The sequence below is a fragment of the Clostridium oryzae genome (assembly GCF_002029235.1).
Classification (GTDB): domain Bacteria; phylum Bacillota; class Clostridia; order Clostridiales; family Clostridiaceae; genus Clostridium_AE; species Clostridium_AE oryzae.
This window is the reverse complement of the sequence record NZ_MZGV01000032.1, coordinates 31,599-48,987: the sequence shown is the minus strand read 5'-3', so window position 1 is coordinate 48,987 and position 17,389 is coordinate 31,599. Positions and strand designations below refer to the sequence as shown.

General features: G+C 32.1%; 15 protein-coding genes and 1 tRNA gene. 13 read left to right on the top strand and 3 right to left on the bottom strand.

Annotated features, from left to right (window positions below):
- Positions 1-471: 471 nt before the first annotated feature.
- From CLORY_RS14330 to CLORY_RS14280, 11 genes are all read left to right on the top strand, one after another.
- Complete coding sequence (locus tag CLORY_RS14330) at positions 472-837, top strand: hypothetical protein (RefSeq protein WP_079425642.1); 366 nt, start codon at positions 472-474, stop codon at positions 835-837.
- Positions 838-901: 64 nt separating this feature from the next.
- On the top strand, positions 902-1,288 hold the full coding sequence (gloA2, locus tag CLORY_RS14325; RefSeq protein WP_079425640.1) for an SMU1112c/YaeR family gloxylase I-like metalloprotein: 387 nt from the start codon (positions 902-904) through the stop codon (positions 1,286-1,288).
- Positions 1,289-1,535: 247 nt separating this feature from the next.
- Positions 1,536-2,324, top strand: coding sequence for a response regulator transcription factor (locus tag CLORY_RS14320; protein ID WP_079425638.1), 789 nt, complete (start codon positions 1,536-1,538; stop codon positions 2,322-2,324).
- 32 nt (positions 2,325-2,356) lie between these two features.
- On the top strand, positions 2,357-4,036 hold the full coding sequence (locus CLORY_RS14315) for a sensor histidine kinase (RefSeq protein ID WP_139376047.1): 1,680 nt from the start codon (positions 2,357-2,359) through the stop codon (positions 4,034-4,036).
- 364 nt (positions 4,037-4,400) lie between these two features.
- The gene (locus CLORY_RS14310; protein WP_079425635.1) at positions 4,401-6,086 is read left to right on the top strand and encodes an extracellular solute-binding protein; all 1,686 of its coding nucleotides are present in this window, start codon (positions 4,401-4,403) and stop codon (positions 6,084-6,086) included.
- 113 nt (positions 6,087-6,199) lie between these two features.
- Positions 6,200-7,090, top strand: a complete 891-nt coding sequence (locus tag CLORY_RS14305) for an ABC transporter permease (protein WP_079425633.1) — start codon at positions 6,200-6,202, stop codon at positions 7,088-7,090.
- Positions 7,091-7,104: 14 nt separating this feature from the next.
- Positions 7,105-7,992, top strand: coding sequence for a carbohydrate ABC transporter permease (locus CLORY_RS14300; protein WP_079425631.1), 888 nt, complete (start codon positions 7,105-7,107; stop codon positions 7,990-7,992).
- 825 nt (positions 7,993-8,817) lie between these two features.
- The gene (murB, locus tag CLORY_RS14295; protein ID WP_139376046.1) at positions 8,818-9,723 is read left to right on the top strand and encodes a UDP-N-acetylmuramate dehydrogenase; all 906 of its coding nucleotides are present in this window, start codon (positions 8,818-8,820) and stop codon (positions 9,721-9,723) included.
- Positions 9,724-9,754: 31 nt separating this feature from the next.
- Positions 9,755-10,360: a YdcF family protein gene (locus CLORY_RS14290; RefSeq protein WP_169911631.1), complete on the top strand. Its 606-nt coding sequence runs from the start codon at positions 9,755-9,757 to the stop codon at positions 10,358-10,360.
- A gap of 92 nt (positions 10,361-10,452) precedes the next feature.
- Positions 10,453-10,935 (top strand): GNAT family N-acetyltransferase, encoded by a 483-nt coding sequence (locus CLORY_RS14285; RefSeq protein ID WP_079425628.1) that lies wholly within the window; start codon positions 10,453-10,455, stop codon positions 10,933-10,935.
- A gap of 70 nt (positions 10,936-11,005) precedes the next feature.
- Positions 11,006-11,078, top strand: a tRNA-Ala gene (locus CLORY_RS14280).
- Between the two features lie 68 nt (positions 11,079-11,146).
- Here the strand turns inward: CLORY_RS14280 and CLORY_RS14275 are convergent.
- Positions 11,147-12,481, bottom strand: a complete 1,335-nt coding sequence (locus tag CLORY_RS14275) for a carboxylesterase/lipase family protein (protein ID WP_079425626.1) — start codon at positions 12,479-12,481, stop codon at positions 11,147-11,149.
- 282 nt (positions 12,482-12,763) lie between these two features.
- Here CLORY_RS14275 and CLORY_RS14270 point away from each other — a divergent pair, with 282 nt between their 5' ends.
- Both CLORY_RS14270 and CLORY_RS14265 read left to right on the top strand, forming a co-directional pair.
- Complete coding sequence (locus tag CLORY_RS14270) at positions 12,764-13,327, top strand: TetR-like C-terminal domain-containing protein (RefSeq protein ID WP_079425625.1); 564 nt, start codon at positions 12,764-12,766, stop codon at positions 13,325-13,327.
- A 128-nt stretch (positions 13,328-13,455) separates the two neighbouring features.
- Positions 13,456-15,150 carry an oleate hydratase gene (locus CLORY_RS14265; protein ID WP_079425623.1) on the top strand — a complete coding sequence of 565 codons (1,695 nt, stop codon included), beginning with the start codon at positions 13,456-13,458 and terminating at the stop codon, positions 15,148-15,150.
- Between the two features lie 97 nt (positions 15,151-15,247).
- Here the strand turns inward: CLORY_RS14265 and CLORY_RS14260 are convergent, their stop codons facing one another.
- Together CLORY_RS14260 and CLORY_RS14255 are read right to left on the bottom strand one after the other, a co-directional pair.
- Complete coding sequence (locus CLORY_RS14260) at positions 15,248-16,261, bottom strand: SIS domain-containing protein (RefSeq protein WP_079425621.1); 1,014 nt, start codon at positions 16,259-16,261, stop codon at positions 15,248-15,250.
- Between the two features lie 37 nt (positions 16,262-16,298).
- Entirely contained in the window at positions 16,299-17,378 is a 1,080-nt protein-coding gene (locus CLORY_RS14255; protein ID WP_079425619.1) for an SIS domain-containing protein, read from the bottom strand.
- Between the last annotated feature and the right edge of the window lie 11 nt (positions 17,379-17,389).

Here is a 17,389-nt window from a genome sequence, read left to right as displayed (position 1 = left end):
AATGCACTTCCAGTTTTACTGAAAACACAGCTTCAAGCAGCATAAGGACTGAACTTTGACAACTGAACAACTGCCAGGTATTGAATTTTCAAGGTGCATAGCTAATATCTATGTGCGAAGTTTGAGTCACTAACTTTAAAATATATTACTTTTTCTTTTTAACTTCTTCGTAAACACGATGTACTGTTTTTTTATTTAATGCCTATCTTTCTTACTCTTTAGGGATATATCCTGATTCTAATGAAAAATTATCCACAATTGGCAAAAATCATAATTTTCTAAAGAGTTAAAAATGTTTAAACATGCATCGATTAGAAAATAGGACAGTGCCTAATCTATTAGAAATTTAACATCAATATGCTGCAAATGTGTTCTATTCTTAAGATATTTTTTGTAAAAACATTGTAATTATTCTTAAAATATGTAATTAATATAGTATATAGATACAAAGATTCTGGAGGTATTATAACTTTGAAAAACATTAGTTTGCCCAAAAGAATTTCAATAATAGGTTACAGTATATCTACCGTCCTTTTTATGATAATCGCTGCTTCAGGTATCTCTCTTCAAGGTGGAGATGAACTTGGTTACTACATTCTTAATTTTTATATCATAATGCCGCTTTCTACTGTAATTACTGCTTACTTTATTACATTGAAAAAGGGATATCTATTTTGGCTGTACCCAATATATGTTGGCATACTAGGTGAAGTAATTCCATTTTTAATATTTCATACCTTTGATATTATAAGTTTATTCTTTGCCTTTTTTCCTGCGCTGCTAGGACTTGTAATAGGTATTATTACTAACTTTATAAACATAACTGTTCATAAATAAAATTGGTGAAGTTAGGCAAAAACTATAAATGGCAAATCTTTAATCTAGAATGGAGCTGTAGACTATGAAAGTTAACAAAATTCACCATGTTGCAATTATCTGTTCAAACTATGAAAAATCCAAAGAGTTTTATGTTAACATTTTAGGACTCAATATCATAAAAGAGACCTATCGAAAAGAAAGAACTTCATATAAACTAGACTTATCTGTTGGAGATAATTATCAAATAGAATTATTTTCTTTTCCAAACTCCCCTGAAAGACTAAGTTACCCTGAAGCTAGAGGATTAAGGCATCTGGCTTTTGAGGTAGATAACATTCAGCAGGCTATTAACGAACTAGCTGACAAAAATATAACTGCAGAACCTATTAGAATTGATGAAATTACAGGAAAGAAGTTTACTTTTTTCAGTGATCCTGATGCTCTACCCATAGAGCTATATGAAAAGTAGACAAAAAAATATACTTGCTTGCAAATTTATTACTGTCATATGAATACATATAAATGAATATCATAATATCCACTTAAATATAATTATGATATAATAACATATCATATAGTAATTTTCAAACAGGTATATATTTAAATTATTAAATATTACCGATTGTTCTTTTTTTCAACGGAAATACATTAACCTTTAGGTATATACAAAGAGTTGAGTCAAGTTATGGTTATTTTAATATTTGGGGGGAAATAAAATGCCTAATATCTTGATTGTTGATGATCAAAAATTTGAACGTGACGGTGTTACTGCATTAATTAAAAAATTCAATTATGACCTAAATATATCTCAAGCAGAAAATGGAGAAAAGGGATTAGAATGCATAAAAAATAATGCTGTTAATATTCTATTCACCGATATAAAAATGCCTTTTATGGACGGTTTGGAATTGTCCAAAAAAGCCATAGAAATGAGGCCGGATATAAAAATCATAATATTTAGTGGCTACAGTGAGTTTGATTATGCTAAGAAAGCTATTGCATTAGGGGTAATCGATTACATACTTAAGCCTATAAATATTCAGGAATTTAAATATGTGATTGAAAAAGTTATTAATAAAGTACTATTTGATGAAAAAAAAGTGAAAAATAATGAATCCGTAAATAGTACTTTGGATAGAGCAAATGCATGCAATTGTGATAACAACATAAATATTGATAACTTAAACAACAGAGAAATACAGAATGTAATTGCTTATATTCATGATAACTACAGTGAAGATATATGTCTCGATAGTCTTGCTGAAAAAGTGTATCTTACCCCAAGCTACTTAAGTTACGTTTTTAAAAAAGAAGTTGGTATAAGTTTAATAAAATATATAACCTCCTATAGAATGCAAAAGGCGAAAGAATTACTAGAAAAATCCAATATGAAGATAGTAGAAATCTGTAAAAGTGTAGGCTATTCAAATGTTTCGTATTTTTGTCAGAATTTTAAAAATAATTATGGGATAAGCCCTGAGAAATATAGAAGAAAGGAAGGCTGATCACAGTGTATTTAGTGCGGTTATTTAAAAATATGAAGTTTAGAAAAAAGTTGTTTCTTTCTTATATAATAGTAGGAATTATTCCAATCCTGATATTGGGAATTTATCTATACTTTCAAGAAAGAAAGCAATTAGTCTATGAAACCAATCAAAATATAACTGATTCAGTTAAACAGGCCGCTGAAAATATAAATTACAAAATGAATATATATAACAATCTCTCATATTATATAGCATTCAACCCTGATATAAATAGTGCAATAAACCAAAAATACACTAATAACTACGATGTACATAATAGTATTAAAAACATAATTGATCCCTATTTTGAAACACTTCGAAGTATTCACAAGGATGTTGAGACAATAACGATATATTCTGCTAACAGCATAGCTCAAAACAGCTCCGTTGTTACTCCTAAAGACAGAATAAAGGATTCTTACTGGTATAAAAAAGTTATTAACGCAAATGATACCAAATGGTTTTGCAACGATAAAAACCTATTTTCAGTAAGAAAACTAGTAAGCGGCTATGGTGAATTATCTCCTAATATTCTTTATATGAATATTAATTATGATGATGTTTTTCAAGAGTTAAATAAAATAATTGCTAATGAATATGGAGTTTATGTGCTTGATGATAGCAACAATGTAATATTTGCAAAAAACAAATTCAAAGACAAAGAAAAAGCATTAATACCAAAACAGATAGCAAATACAAAAATAAAGAATTTAAAAGAAAATAACGTAAAGTATATAGTAACAAAATATAAAGTTTCTGAATGTGGATGGAATATATACTTTTATAAGCCTATGAAATCCATTTATATAAATGTTAATAAAATTTTATTTGCAGTAATTTTTATGGTAGTGATATGCTGCGGAATAGTATACTCATTCACAAAATTATTTTCATATATTTTTGTGAATAGAATCGAAAAACTTACAAAGGAAGTTCGGCTTATTGAAATGGGAAACTTACAGCTTAATATGAATACCAATTCAGAAGACGAAATAGGAAAATTAATCAATAGTTTTAAATATATGATTAGCCGAATTAATAATCTTATAAAAGAAGTATACGAAAGCAAGATTAATGAGCGTGAAGCAGAGATGAAAGCACTTCAGGCACAAATTAATCCCCACTTTCTTTATAACGTTTTATCCACTATCAATTGGAAAGCTATTGAAGTAGGATCTGAGGATATTAGTAAGGTAACTCAGGAACTTTCAACCTTCTATAGAACTACATTGAATAACGGTAAAAACATTATCAGCATAAAGGATGAAATAGCAAATACAAAATCCTATATTGAGATTCAATCTATAATGCATAGCTACAGCTTTGATGTTATTTATAATATTAATAAAGAGCTGTATAATTATACAACAATTAAACTAATACTCCAGCCAATTGTAGAAAATGCTATTGATCATGGGATAGATGAAAAAAGACAAGGCAGAGGAATTATTGAAATCTCAGGAAATATCGTGAATGGATGTATTGAATTCATCATTACAGATAATGGGACAGGCATAGACAATGATATGAAGGAACGCCTGTTAAGTCAAACCTCAAAAGGTTATGGACTTAAGAATGTAAATGATAGGATTAAATTGTTTTATGGCAATGATTATGGAATATCTATAGAAAGTGAATTAAATAAATATACAAAAGTAAAAGTAATAATACCAATACCTTTAAGCCAATAGCAAAAAAAATTGCTGCCTCAACTTTCTTAAAAAGTACAATACTGAAGTTGAGGTTTATCTTCATAATCTAAAATAAAAGCTGCTCTTCAATGATTATATCTTAATTTAGCACCCATCCATCTGCATATCAATAAAACATAAAAAAACAACATGATTCGAAAAAACTTTATATATAATACATGTGAATATGATTTTATAATGAAAGTATAGAGATCAACTCGAGAAAGTATTCTAATCTTTATATTGGCTGCCGGCTGCAATTATTAATAACCATATAAAGCGTAGATAGCTTACTCATAGCTTAAGTAAACATATAACAATAAAAATATATTCTAATATTTTAAATTATAGGGGGAATAGTTATATGAAAAAAAGAGCTTTATCAGCTATACTAGTACTTTCAGCAGCACTTAGTTTAACAGCATGTTCTAGTGGTTCAAGTAAAAACTCAAAAACTTCTTCTACTAAGATTAGCGGTGACTTGCCATTTGGTAAATTTTCAAAACCCGTAAAAGTTCATGTTGGTCTGAGTGTTGATCCAAGTGATAAGACTTTACCCAAAGGCGATACTGCAGGTAAAAACCAATATACACGTTATCTGAAGGATAAATACAATATTAATGTTGTCGTAGATTGGACTGCCGCAACTGGAAACGATTTCAATCAAAAAGTAAGTTTATCTATAGCTTCAGGTAATCTACCGGATGGTATGGTAGTATCTGATCGTACGTACATGACTAAAGCAGCAAGCTCCGGTTTGCTATACGATATTACTGATTTATTTAAGAAATACTCATCTGAGCAAGTAAAAGAAATTATGGATAGCACAAAAGGCCGAGCTATGGATAATGCAAGCTATAACGGTAAGATGTACTCTCTTCCAAATGTAACTGCAGATGCTGATGGTGCACATGTAATGTGGATTCGTAAAGATTGGTTAGACAAGCTTAAGATGTCAGTTCCTAAAAACTTAGATGAAATAGAAAAAGTAGCCAATGCTTTTGTTAAGAATAAAATGGCTGGCAAAAACACTATAGGTATTGCTGGACCATCCAAGAATACTAAACCTTATTGCACTTTCCTCACTTCTTCTAACAATGTAGGTGGATTTGATCCTGTATTCGGTGCGCTGGATGCTTATCCCGGCTATTGGTTAGACAATGGCGATGGAACTGCAAGTTACGGTACATTAAGTGATAATACAAAAAAATCATTAGAAGTACTAACCAAATGGTATAAAGAAGGCATAATTGATCCTGAGATGGGTATCCGTGATAATGTAAGTGATCCTATAAATGCAAATCAGGCTGGTATCTTCTTTGGGCCATGGTGGGCAGGCGGATATGGTAATGGCGATTCCTTCAAAAATGATCCTAAAGCTAACTGGCAGGCTTACCCAGTGTACACTAATGATGGCAAATGGAATGTTCATATGAAAACAACAGGTACTACTTACACCGTTATAAGTAAAAAAGCAAATGAAGATGCTGCCAAAGCTATTATAATAATGAACAATGCCCTTGTTCGTGATGAATCTACCTTTGATACTTCAGTTGCTATAAGCTGGTACCCATTAAGAAATGTTATGGCTGCTGCTAATGAATGTGAATATGAAAATGCTGAACTTCACAAAGTGCTTGAAGGAAAATCCAAACCTAACGACTATAACAAGCCAGGCAACCTGTATAAAAATATGTACAGTGATGCAACTAAAGTTAAAAACGTTATCAAACCACCTTATAACAACTTAAATATCAGCAATTTCAGTACTAAAAACTTTGGTGATTTTCAGCGTATGTTCTCAATTATGGTAGGAGATCGTCCATTTACTTATACACACATTGATAAAAAAATCTATAGTATAACATACAGCCAGACTGCTACAATGGATTCAAAATGGGCTAATCTTCAAAAATTAGAAGATGAAACAGTACTAAAAATCATATTTGGTAAAAAACCAATAAGTTATTTTGATACTTTCGTGAAATCCTGGAAATCTCAGGGTGGTGATGAAATTACAGCTGAAGTCCAGAAACTGCTGAAAAAATAATGTTAAATAAAAAGGGACACAACTAAAGTCGATGTCCGCAATAATAAAAGATAAGCGTTGTATAAATTCAACGCTTATCTCTTAATAGATGAATTTATAGGAGGACGAATGCTATGAAAAAAACAGGGTTCCAAAAACATTATTACTTAATGTTGTTTCCAGGAATGCTTTGGTTATTTCTATTTAGTATAGTACCTATGTTTGGTATTGTTATGGCTTTCCAAAACTTCAATCCAGGATTAGGCATACTTCATTCGCCTTGGGTTGGACTTGGAAATTTCAAATATATGTTTCAATTAAATGACAGTAAAACTGTAATAATTAATACGATGATAATAGCTGTTGGAAAAATGGTGCTTAATCTATTAGTTCCATTAATATTTGCTCTATTACTTAATGAGATTACTAACCTTCGATACAAAAAACTTGTACAAACAATTGTTTACCTGCCTCATTTTCTATCTTGGGTAATCATGGCTACTATAGTATTAGGTATATTCGGATATACTGGCGTTATTAATACCATTATTCATTTCTTTGGCGGTAAACCTGAACTTTTTATGGCAAAACCAGGCATTTTCAGACAATTACTTATAGGAACCGATGTCTGGAAGGAATTTGGATACAATGCTGTAATATTCCTTGCAGCCTTAACAACAATAAATCCTAATCTATATGAAGCCGCAGCTATCGATGGTGCAGGCCGATGGAAAAGTACACTGAACATTACGTTACCTGCTCTATCAACTACAGTAGTACTTCTTGGAGTGCTAAGCCTTGGAAATGTTCTTAATGCAGGTTTTGATCAAGTATTTAACCTTTATAATCCAATTGTATATTCCACAGGAGATATTCTAGATACATGGGTGTATCGTCTAGGACTGCAAAACCTTCAATATTCGCTAGCTACAGCTGCAGGCTTACTAAAATCTGTTGTAAGCTTTGTCTTGATTGTTGTATCTAATGCACTTGCAAATAAATTTGCCAACTATACGGTATTTTAAGGGAGGTGGACATATTGATTAAAAATAAATCCTTAGGATCACGCGTTTTTGATATATCTAATGTAATTATACTTGGAATATTGGCACTGAGCTGTTTCTATCCATTATGGTACACTTTATGTGTTTCGATTTCCAATAAAGCAGCAGCAAATGCTGGATTAGTTACAATTTATCCTATAGGTTTTTCGCTAGCTTCCTATAAGGAAATTATGGGCGATCACCTCTTCTTCAATTCCTTCTGGATATCTATTCAACGTACTGTAATTGGAACTATATTTTCACTGGTTGTTACTGTTTTAATGGCTTACCCTTTGTCAAAATCCAAACGAGAATTCAAAGGACGAAATATCTTTATGTGGATTTTGGTTTTCTGTATGCTATTTAATGGTGGACTTGTTCCATGGTATCTTACAATTCAAAGATATCATCTAATAAACTCAATTTGGGCTTTGGTACTAGGAGGTAGTGTTCCTATCTTCAATGTAATCTTAGTAATGAATTTTTTTAAAAACCTTCCAAAAGATCTTGAAGAAGCTGCAGTTGTAGATGGTGCAGGCCCCTGGCGTATTTTATTTCAGATATTTATCCCCTGCTCCATTCCTGTACTTGCTACTATAGCATTATTTGTCAGTGTTTATCACTGGAATGAATTTTTTAACGGTCTTGTTCTTATGAATACAAGTAATAGATATCCTCTTACAACCTATATACAGCAAATGGTAGTGAATATTCCTACCGGTACTAGCCTTACTCCAGATCAATACAAAAAACTATCCCAGTTGTCTAACCGTACACTAAATGCTGCTAAAGTTTTTATAGCTATGGTACCAATGCTTGTTGTATATCCTTTTCTTCAAAAATATTTCGTAACTGGTATCATGATAGGAGCAGTAAAAGAATAAAAAATGGTTGCACCCTATGTCGGCTAGTTCCGCTCGTTAAGCAATTTTACCGCATCTTTTAGTCAAATTTCCTAATGGCTCATAACTCGGCTACACCTCAAACAATTCGCCATCTTAACGGAAATTTGCCTAAAAGACACGGATAATTGCTAAACTCACTCCAAATGCCTCCGTCGGATGTAACCATTTTTAATGCCCTGACTCTTAATATTCACAAAATACTTTTATTATACTGTTTCTGTTGCCTTCTTCTCTTAATGCACTAACTTCAAAATATATTACCATCTCATTTTGACTTCTTCGCAAACACGTTGTACCGTTTTTTTATTTAATTTCCATCTTTTTTACTCTTTAGGAGTATAGCCTGATTCATAGGAATTCAGCACAGCTGAATTCCCACCTTCACTTTACTCTTTACTCTTTACTCTTTTCTCTTTACTCTTTAGTGGTTACCCTCAATTGGTAAATAATCTAAAGCTCATAGCTATATAAGTTGTGAAAGTTCTAATACATTCCGACTTCTAAAAGATCCTAGGGTCGAACCGATTCAGCAGTGATATTTTAGAAGTCAGAATGTAAGAACTTTATTGCAACTTATATAGGTTACACCTCAAACAAGCCGTCATCTTAAATAAATTTTATAATTATTCATATCATTAAAGCATAATAAATTAACATTCTAAATCTAATACGGTATAATATAATAATTAGAATCGTCTAGAATCTTTTCTAATAATACACTCATGATAAATAAAATTAATATAGTATTAAAGGAGATGAACTTTTGTTGGTCTTTTAATCCATGCTGACCAACAAAGTATAATTATGAATATTGAAAAATTAGCTGCAAGATTGGAAACAATACTTGATAAAAAGAATATTAAAATTAATGAGCCTATGAGCAAGCATACCACTTTTCGAGTTGGAGGCAATGCTAAAGTATTAGTCCTTCCCTCATCAATTAAGGAAATGATGTCTGTGATAGAACTGCTAAAACAAGAAAATATAGATTATATTGTTATTGGAAACGGCAGCAACTTGATTGTTAGTGACGAAGGATATGATGGTGTTATTATTAAAACTTCAAAATTAAATTCCATTAAAGTATATGGCAATATCATTGAAGCAGACTGTGGTGCTTTTATTTCTAGTATTAGTAAAATTGCACTAGAAAATCACCTTTCTGGCATCGAGTGTCTGTCCGGCATTCCAGGCACCATCGGGGGTGCAGTTACAATGAATGCAGGCGCCTACAATGTTGAGATAAAAGATGTTATTTATTATACTTATGTATTAAACGAGTCTGGAAAAATAGTAAAAATGACTAAGGATGATTTAATGCTATCATATAGAAAAAGTATACTTCAAAACAGTAATAACATTCTTCTTTCAGCTGCGCTTATGTTAAAGCCTGACTGCCACGAGGCTATTCATTCTAAAATGATAGAAATTCAATCAAAGAGAGTTTCTACTCAACCCCTTAATTATCCCAATGCTGGCAGCATATTTAAAAGAATTAGCGGTCAGCCTGTAGGTGCAATCATAGAAAATGCAGGATTAAAAAATACTGCAATCGGAGGAGCAAAGGTTTCGGAAAAACACGCCAATTTTATTATTAACACTGGAAATGCTACTGCAGCAGATATAATTAATTTAATAAAATTTGTAAAAAAGACCGTTAAAAATAAAGCCAATATTGATTTAGAGACAGAAGTTAAAATTATTTATTAAATTACATATGTGTAAACAAGGGGGTGTACTAATGAAGGTTTCTTCACTAAAAAAAGCTGATTTGACAAATGAAATAATTGATAAAATGCTTTATGAGGGAATGGAGGATGTTGAAGATAACGGAGATTGTATAATGGTCCTAGGCAGTATGAAAGCCCATAAATACAGATTGCCTAAGGCAGTATCCATCTACCAAGATAAAAGATCATCCAAATTGCTTGTTTGCGGTGGTAAAATCATAAGTTCCGAAAGTGGTTTATTGAGTGAAGCAGAAATGATGAGACGAAAGGCTCTAGAAATGGGTGTACCAGATAAAGATATTCTAAAAGAAGAACTATCAATGACGACAAAGGAAAATATGATTTGTTCACTGCTTGTACTTGAAAGAGCTTTTATATTAAAAAATATTAGTAATATACTTGTGGTAACTGCAAATTATCATATGCGAAGAAGCCTATTGATGGCTCAAACTTACATGCCAAATTGGATTACTTTCAGTACTTGTCCATCAGATGATGCAATTACAAGAAGAGATACTTGGTATAAAACTGAAAAAGGATACCAACGAGTAAAGGAAGAGGCATGGAAGATAATTTGTTATATAAATGAGAAAAGTATTCCTGATTTTGAGATATAAGAAATATGTATGCTGAAGTCTGCATATAATTATATAAATTCCTAGATTATCTTGAAATAAAAGCTATCAATGATTTTTATTAGGGGGCACTTATGTCTGATATGCTAGTTAAATTGTTTAACTTAAATAGCGAGGAAAAACTTCTAAATAATTTATTAAATGAGGGTATTCATATAAAAAGAGCATTGGCACCAGATAGAACAAAAATATTAGAATTCGTAATGGATAACTTTGAAGAAAATTATGTTGATGAATGTATGGCTGCTTTTTCCAATAACCCTGTAACCTGCTATATCGCTACTAAAAATAAAAAAGTTATCGGGTTTGCATGCTATGAAACCACAGCTAAAGATTACTTCGGTCCCATGGGAGTACAAGAAAACGAAAGATGCAAAGGAATAGGAAAAGCACTGCTTAACAAATGTCTAATGTCTATGTGGGAAATGGGATATGGATATGCAATTATAGGTTGGCCAACAAAGAGCGCTGTTAGTTTCTATGAGAAAAGTGTTAACGCTCAATTAATAGAAGACTTATCACCTGGAATATATAAACGAATGATTGAATTTGATTAAATTTGTAAAGCATCATATTTTATATATTGATTTTTAAGCTGCGTCATTGTAAAATATTAATAGTCCATTTGGGGATATGGCGAAGTTGGGATCGCGTCTGAATGGCATTCAGAAGGCCAGGGGTTCGAATCCCCTTATCTCCATAATATAAAAAACCTTGAAGCATCTAGCTTCAAGGTTTTTTGCTCGTTTATTATTCCTAATTATATCTCTAACATGATAATTCCATGATAAATGGCTTTTCTTTTTTATACGGCTTCCATTCTTCATAGTTTTTAGAGTTTGGATCTCCTCTTTTCATAAAGTTAGTCCAATATTCTATCATTTTTTCGCTTAATTCATAATCCTTTTTTTCCATTGGTCTCCAACATCTGTTCAATGTTCCAAACATATACCAAAGTTCCGAAGAATGAAATGCTCCAGCATTGTCTCCTGGTAAATCCCTTGTAAAATAATATACATAGGCCGGATTTCGTCCCAATTCCTGACACTTGAGACTCCAATTTATACAGCCGTCGTATATTGGACCATGTTCGCCCTTCTCCATCATTTCTGACGTTATAAAAATATCATTTTTTGTGCTTCCAGCCATATAAGCTATATCTTTTATGCTGCCTTTATCTACTAGTTCATCATATCCTGTCTTAAGTACATAATTATCCATTACAGGAATGAAAACCAATCCTCTTCCAGAAGCATATCCCTGCATTATAGCCATTTCAGATTTCTCTTCAATAATTTCTGCAGGCAATTTTCTTAGTTCCTTTAACGAACTAACTTGACAGGAATTGATAAATTCCTCACCTATTTTAACTGCCTCTTCCATTTTAAAATCTTGACTTAATCCGCCATTATAGCCTCCTCCACTCTGAAAGATAGCCTTTTTTATCATTTCTTCAGTAAGTTCTGATGACACAAGGGTTTGTGCACTTATACTTCCTGCTGATTGCCCCATAACAGTAATATTTTCATGATCCCCTCCAAACTCTTCAATATTCTCATATACCCATTTTAAAGCAGCTATTTGATCTAATATGCCATAATTACCAGCCCTTCCGCTAGCATTCTCTTCTATCAGCCATGGATGTACTAAAAAACCAAATGCCCCCAAACGATAATTGATTGTTACAAGAATGACGCCTTTTTTACAATAGGCTTCTCCATCAAATTCCATCTCATGTCCATATCCACCTGTAAAAGCCCCGCCATGAATCCAAAATGCTACCGGTAATTTTTCACCTTTCTTTTCAGCAGGTGTCCATATATTTAAATATAAGCAATCTTCAGCTTTTTTCGCCTTATACTCACTCACGCTGTAAAACTCTTTAGTATAAAATTCATTAGATTCACTAGATGCCTGCATACAAGCAGACTCAAAGTTCTCTGCTCTATAAACCTCTTCCCATGAATCTAATTCCACTGGTGCTTTGAATCGCAATTCTCCAACAGGCGGTTTAGCATATGGAATGCCTTTAAATAAGGTGTACCCTTTCATTTTAACTCCAGAAATATCGCCTTTTTTAGTTTTGACTATCCCTATTCCCATTTTAATTTCCTCTCCTCCTTGTATAACTTATTATCTTATTCCACTGCTTATATATTTATAGCTTATCATTTAAAGGTTTTCACGTCCATGTTCTATTTTATCTAGATTTATTATATGGTCCAAGCAGCTTAAAAACTTTAGTGTGTATACGATATATTAAAGCTATTAAACTGCCTTGTAGCCAACTTCATGTAAAATATGATAAAATATATAAAAATATAGTATAAATAACTAAATTTTAGCTGTACATAGCTAAATAAAAATCTTAAGGGAGAAAGAATTATGGCTGCCTCATCTATTACAGAAAAAGCTCTTGCAAATTCGCTAAAAAAGCTGATGCATCATTATCCTATTAATAAAATACGTGTAAAGATGATTACAGACGACTGTTCCGTTACACGGCATACCTTTTATAATCATTTTAAAGATGTTTATGACTTACTGGGATGGATATATGAAAATGAAATTATAGATAATCTCGATATATACTGTAATGTAGCACATTGGAAAGAAGGGATTCTTGCAGTGCTTCAATATACGTTGGATAATAAAGTTCTTTGTCTAAATACATTTCGTTCCTTAGGCCGTGAACATCTTGAGGGTTTCCTTTATAAAGTCTTCTATCATGTTTTAAGCGGTGTTATTGATAATATAACTAGAAATATGTGGGTAGATTCGGAACTAAAAACAGAAGCAGCTGATTTTTATACTAATGCTCTTATGGGCATCTTTATCGGGTGGTTAAAAAAAGGCTTGAAGGAAGACCCGAATATAGTAGCAAACAGAATAGAAAAAATGATAAAGGGAAATATTATTTCATTGATGGAAAGATATAACAAAGCATAAATTATGTTTTATACATTTAAAAGTGTTTGTACATTTTTTGCACAAATACTTTTTTTGTTCATTGAAGGCAGGTGTTTAAATCGTTATTATTAAATCATGAAATAAATGAAAAGAAAGGAATGATTTGTATGCTTAATTACCAAAAAATAAACCCTCTGCCTCCAGAAAACATTCAAAAGAGAAATGCTTATATGATTGGCGGAGGAATAGCTGGTTTAGCTGCAGCAGCATTTCTTATTAGAGATGCTCACATGCCTGGTGAAAACATTCATGTAATCGATGAACTAGATGTATTTGGTGGTTCCATGGATGGCGCTGGTGTATCCGAAAAAGGATATACTGCAAGAGGTGGAAGAGAAATCGAAGAGCACTTTGAATGCTTCATGGAGTTATTTAGTTTTATTCCATCTTTGACTGATAAAAACAGAAGTGTATTAGATGAATTCCGTGAATTAAACATAGAAGAACCAATCGAATCTCATTGTCGTTTAGTTCATAAACAAGGAGAAAAAGCTGATTTTTCAACTCTTGGATTATCTCCAAAGAACGCAATGGAACTTGGAAAATTGCATATGCTTACAGAAGAAGCTCTTGGAACTACAACAATTGAGCAGTATTTTGATTCAAGCTTCTTCGACACAAACTTCTGGTATTTCTGGTCAACTATGTTTGCTTTTGAACCTTGGCATAGTGTAGTTGAAGTAAAAAGATATATGGAAAGGTTCATGCATTTGATTGGAGGTATGAATCAACTTAAAGGTATTCTTCACACAGAATACAATCAGTATGATTCTTTAATCCTTCCACTTATAACCTGGTTAAAAGAACAAAACGTATGCTTTGATAATAACTGTAAGGTTACAGATATTGATTTTGATTTTTCAAATAACGAAAAGGTTGCTACAAAAATCACTTTTCTTCGTGATGGAAAAAAACATAAAATTGATGTAAAAAAGGATGATGTAGTTTTATTTACTAACGGGTCCATGACTGAAAACACGACTAGAGGTGATATTGATCACCCTGCCATCCTAAACCGTTCTGATGATAAGGGCTGTTTTAGTGTATGGCAAAAATTAGCTGAAAAATCAAACGATTTTGGACATCCAGAGGTTTTTTGTAATGATATTGACAAAACAAAATGGTTATCTTTCACTGTAACCTTAAAAGATGATGATATAGTATTACCTCATGTTCTTAATTTAACAGGAGACAAACCTGGAATGGGAGGACTCGTAACTATAAAGGATTCAAGTTGGCTTATGAGCTGGGTTATTCCAAAAGACCCTCATTTCATTAATCAGCCAGATAATATAAAAGTTGTTTGGGCCTATGCTTTAAAACTTGATGTTAAAGGCGATTATATTAAGAAGACAATGTCTGAGTGTACTGGACGTGAGATGTTTGAAGAATTGCTATACCATATGGGATTACAGGATAGAATACCTGACATATTGTCACATACAGTTAATGTAATTCCAAGTATGATGCCATATATAACAGCTCAATTTATGCCTCGTGTTCATGGAGACAGGCCTGATGTTATTCCTGAAGGGAGCAAAAATTTTGGATTCTTAGGCCAGTTTTCAGAAGTTCCTAATGACTGTGTATTTACAGTTGAATATTCTGTTCGTACTGCAATGACTGCAGTATATGGCCTATTGAATTTAGGTAAACAGGTTGATCCAGTGTACCCAAGTCAATACGATGTTCGTGTTCTGGTTAATGCAGCAAAGACTTGCTTGAATCTCAATAAATTGCCATTAAAAGATATTCCTTTGGGTAAATTAATTAAAAACACTGAAATTGAAAAACTATTATAAAGCTGCTACTTCAGAACTTTTGTAGAGCAAAAAAACTATTGCTAGAAATTACATTTTCTAGCAATAGTTCAATAAACTTAATAGCATTAACTTTTAATTAATATTCTAATACTCTATAGTATCTTCTTATATCAAGTGAGTGGTTTCTCATTTTTTCTAAATATACACTTATACGGTCTAATACTCCTGTCATAATCAGTTGTCCTATAATAACTCTAAATTCATCACTTATACCTTCTGTCACATAATCTTTTGTATCAAATACTGTAAATTTGCTTGAATGCTGTTTTGTAAAGTTCTCAACTCTGTCACAAATAACTCTTGTTTCATCTTCTCCTCTTAATAGTACAACACATGTATCATCTTCTACAATTTCAAGCGTACCGTGGAAGTATTCAGGAGCTTTTATTGACTTAGTTTTAATCCACTGCATTTCTTCTAATACACACATTGAATAGGAATATGTCTTTCCCCATAAGCTTCCACTTCCAATCCAAAGCTGATACTGCTCGTCCTTATATTTTGCTGCAAACTCTTCTGCCTTTTTATCCGCTTGCTGTCTAACACTTACTAATGCTTTAGGAAGGTTCTCAAGCTCGTCTGCAAATTTTTTGTAGTTAGGAAATTCACCATTATTGTAAAGCATACGGAATAATAAAAAGTATAGAACCATATTTTCTGGATCTCCGCCAGCAAAGTTTTCAACTTTTTCGACTATAGAATAATCAACTATTTGATCTAGTGGTGAATCTGCAATTCTTACTATTCCAATAGTAGTTATTCCCTTTTCTTTAAGATATTTAGCTGCTGCAACTGTTTCTTTTGTATCCCCTGACTTTGACTGTAATATTACAAGAGACCTCTCATTAAGCTGTTTATTTTCCTTCAAAACCGCCTCTGCTGCCATCTCTGAGTAAACAGGAATTTTAGATTTTGTTCTCCAGATATACTCAAAAGTATCAGTAAGAGCCAAAGAACCACCTGATGCTATGAAGAATAAGTTTTCAAATCCTTTTTTTGTGAGTTCATCAGCTAAATTTTCTACCTTCTCTCTTAATGCATAAGCATCTCTTCCTAATTGTAAATAGTGTTCTTCATCAAAATTAAACATAGTTGTTCCTCCTAAATTTTATATTTAAATTATTAATTTATAATTTACTTGCTAGTTCAGAATGGAAATCAGTAAATATTCTTACACCAAGTGGTATTCCTTTATCTTCAGCCATTTTATAGGATAAAATCTGTATTGGTATAACAAACAGCAGAGTACTCATGTCTTCATCTTCACAGTAATCTAGAGCTAACGTTCTAGTATTGCCTGCCTCTTTTTCATAGGTAATTGTGTAACAAAATTCTGTTGTTCTTTTTGAATACTCTTCTAACTTAGTTATTCTATCTTCAACGATTCCTTTTGTTTTAAGAAAAAACATATAGTGATTTTCTTTAAGTTCCAGATATGGACCATGCATATATTCTTCTAATTCAAAGGAAGATACTGGTATCCTTACAGTTTCTGCTATCTTAGTATTACTTTCCATAGCAACTCCATATGCAGGACCATAGCCAATAACCTTAACTCTGTCAGCTTTTAAAAATTCTCCCTTGTTGTTTTCATACCATTCATTTACGCTATTTATGGTACTAGGAATTTTGTCTACTACATTTTTAAGCTTCTCTATTTCAGTTTCATATTCACTTTCTCCTATTCTTCCCATTGAATATGCACCCTCAAGTGCCATTAACATTATAGTTAATACCGTTGCAGTAAATCCCTTTGTAACATATCCTACTTTTTCTTCTCCACAATTAATATCAATTATATTGTCAGAATACTCACAAATTGTACTTCCTACATTTCCTGTGATAACCGCAATGTTTTTTGCTCCCTCAGCCTTAGCCTTTTTTATAGCGTCAATTGTTGAAGTACTTCTTCCACTTTGAGATATTCCAATAATTATGCTTTCCTTATCGAAAATGCTGTCATAATTGCAAAAGGTACTTGGCATCCTGATTTCTACTTCCATTTTTAGCTTTTTCTCAACATAGTACTTAGCACAATTAAGAGCATTAACTGAAGAACCTGTTGCTAGAAATATTATTCTATTTGTACCTTTTGCTTTTTCAGTAACTAATTTAATAAATGGTTTTACTTTTTCTTTTCTATCCCTCAATATTCTTCTGCATACATCCTCTTCCTCCAGGATATATGAGTACATAGTTTCTTTCATATGATTTCCTC

Excerpts from the sequence above, each read along its gene's own strand:
- CLORY_RS14290 (WP_169911631.1), top strand. The coding sequence starts at position 9,755 with ATGAAGGTTTCTTCACTAAAAAAAGCTGATTTGACAAATGAAATAATT.
- CLORY_RS14305 (WP_079425633.1), top strand. The coding sequence starts at position 6,200 with ATGAAAAAAACAGGGTTCCAAAAACATTATTACTTAATGTTGTTTCCA.
- CLORY_RS14320 (WP_079425638.1), top strand. The coding sequence starts at position 1,536 with ATGCCTAATATCTTGATTGTTGATGATCAAAAATTTGAACGTGACGGT.
- CLORY_RS14310 (WP_079425635.1), top strand. The coding sequence starts at position 4,401 with ATGAAAAAAAGAGCTTTATCAGCTATACTAGTACTTTCAGCAGCACTT.
- gloA2 (WP_079425640.1), top strand. The coding sequence starts at position 902 with ATGAAAGTTAACAAAATTCACCATGTTGCAATTATCTGTTCAAACTAT.
- CLORY_RS14315 (WP_139376047.1), top strand. The coding sequence starts at position 2,357 with ATGAAGTTTAGAAAAAAGTTGTTTCTTTCTTATATAATAGTAGGAATT.
- CLORY_RS14255 (WP_079425619.1), bottom strand. The coding sequence starts at position 17,378 with ATGAAAGAAACTATGTACTCATATATCCTGGAGGAAGAGGATGTATGC.
- CLORY_RS14265 (WP_079425623.1), top strand. The coding sequence starts at position 13,456 with ATGCTTAATTACCAAAAAATAAACCCTCTGCCTCCAGAAAACATTCAA.
- CLORY_RS14275 (WP_079425626.1), bottom strand. The coding sequence starts at position 12,481 with ATGGGAATAGGGATAGTCAAAACTAAAAAAGGCGATATTTCTGGAGTT.
- CLORY_RS14285 (WP_079425628.1), top strand. The coding sequence starts at position 10,453 with ATGTCTGATATGCTAGTTAAATTGTTTAACTTAAATAGCGAGGAAAAA.
- CLORY_RS14270 (WP_079425625.1), top strand. The coding sequence starts at position 12,764 with ATGGCTGCCTCATCTATTACAGAAAAAGCTCTTGCAAATTCGCTAAAA.
- murB (WP_139376046.1), top strand. The coding sequence starts at position 8,818 with ATGAATATTGAAAAATTAGCTGCAAGATTGGAAACAATACTTGATAAA.
- CLORY_RS14260 (WP_079425621.1), bottom strand. The coding sequence starts at position 16,261 with ATGTTTAATTTTGATGAAGAACACTATTTACAATTAGGAAGAGATGCT.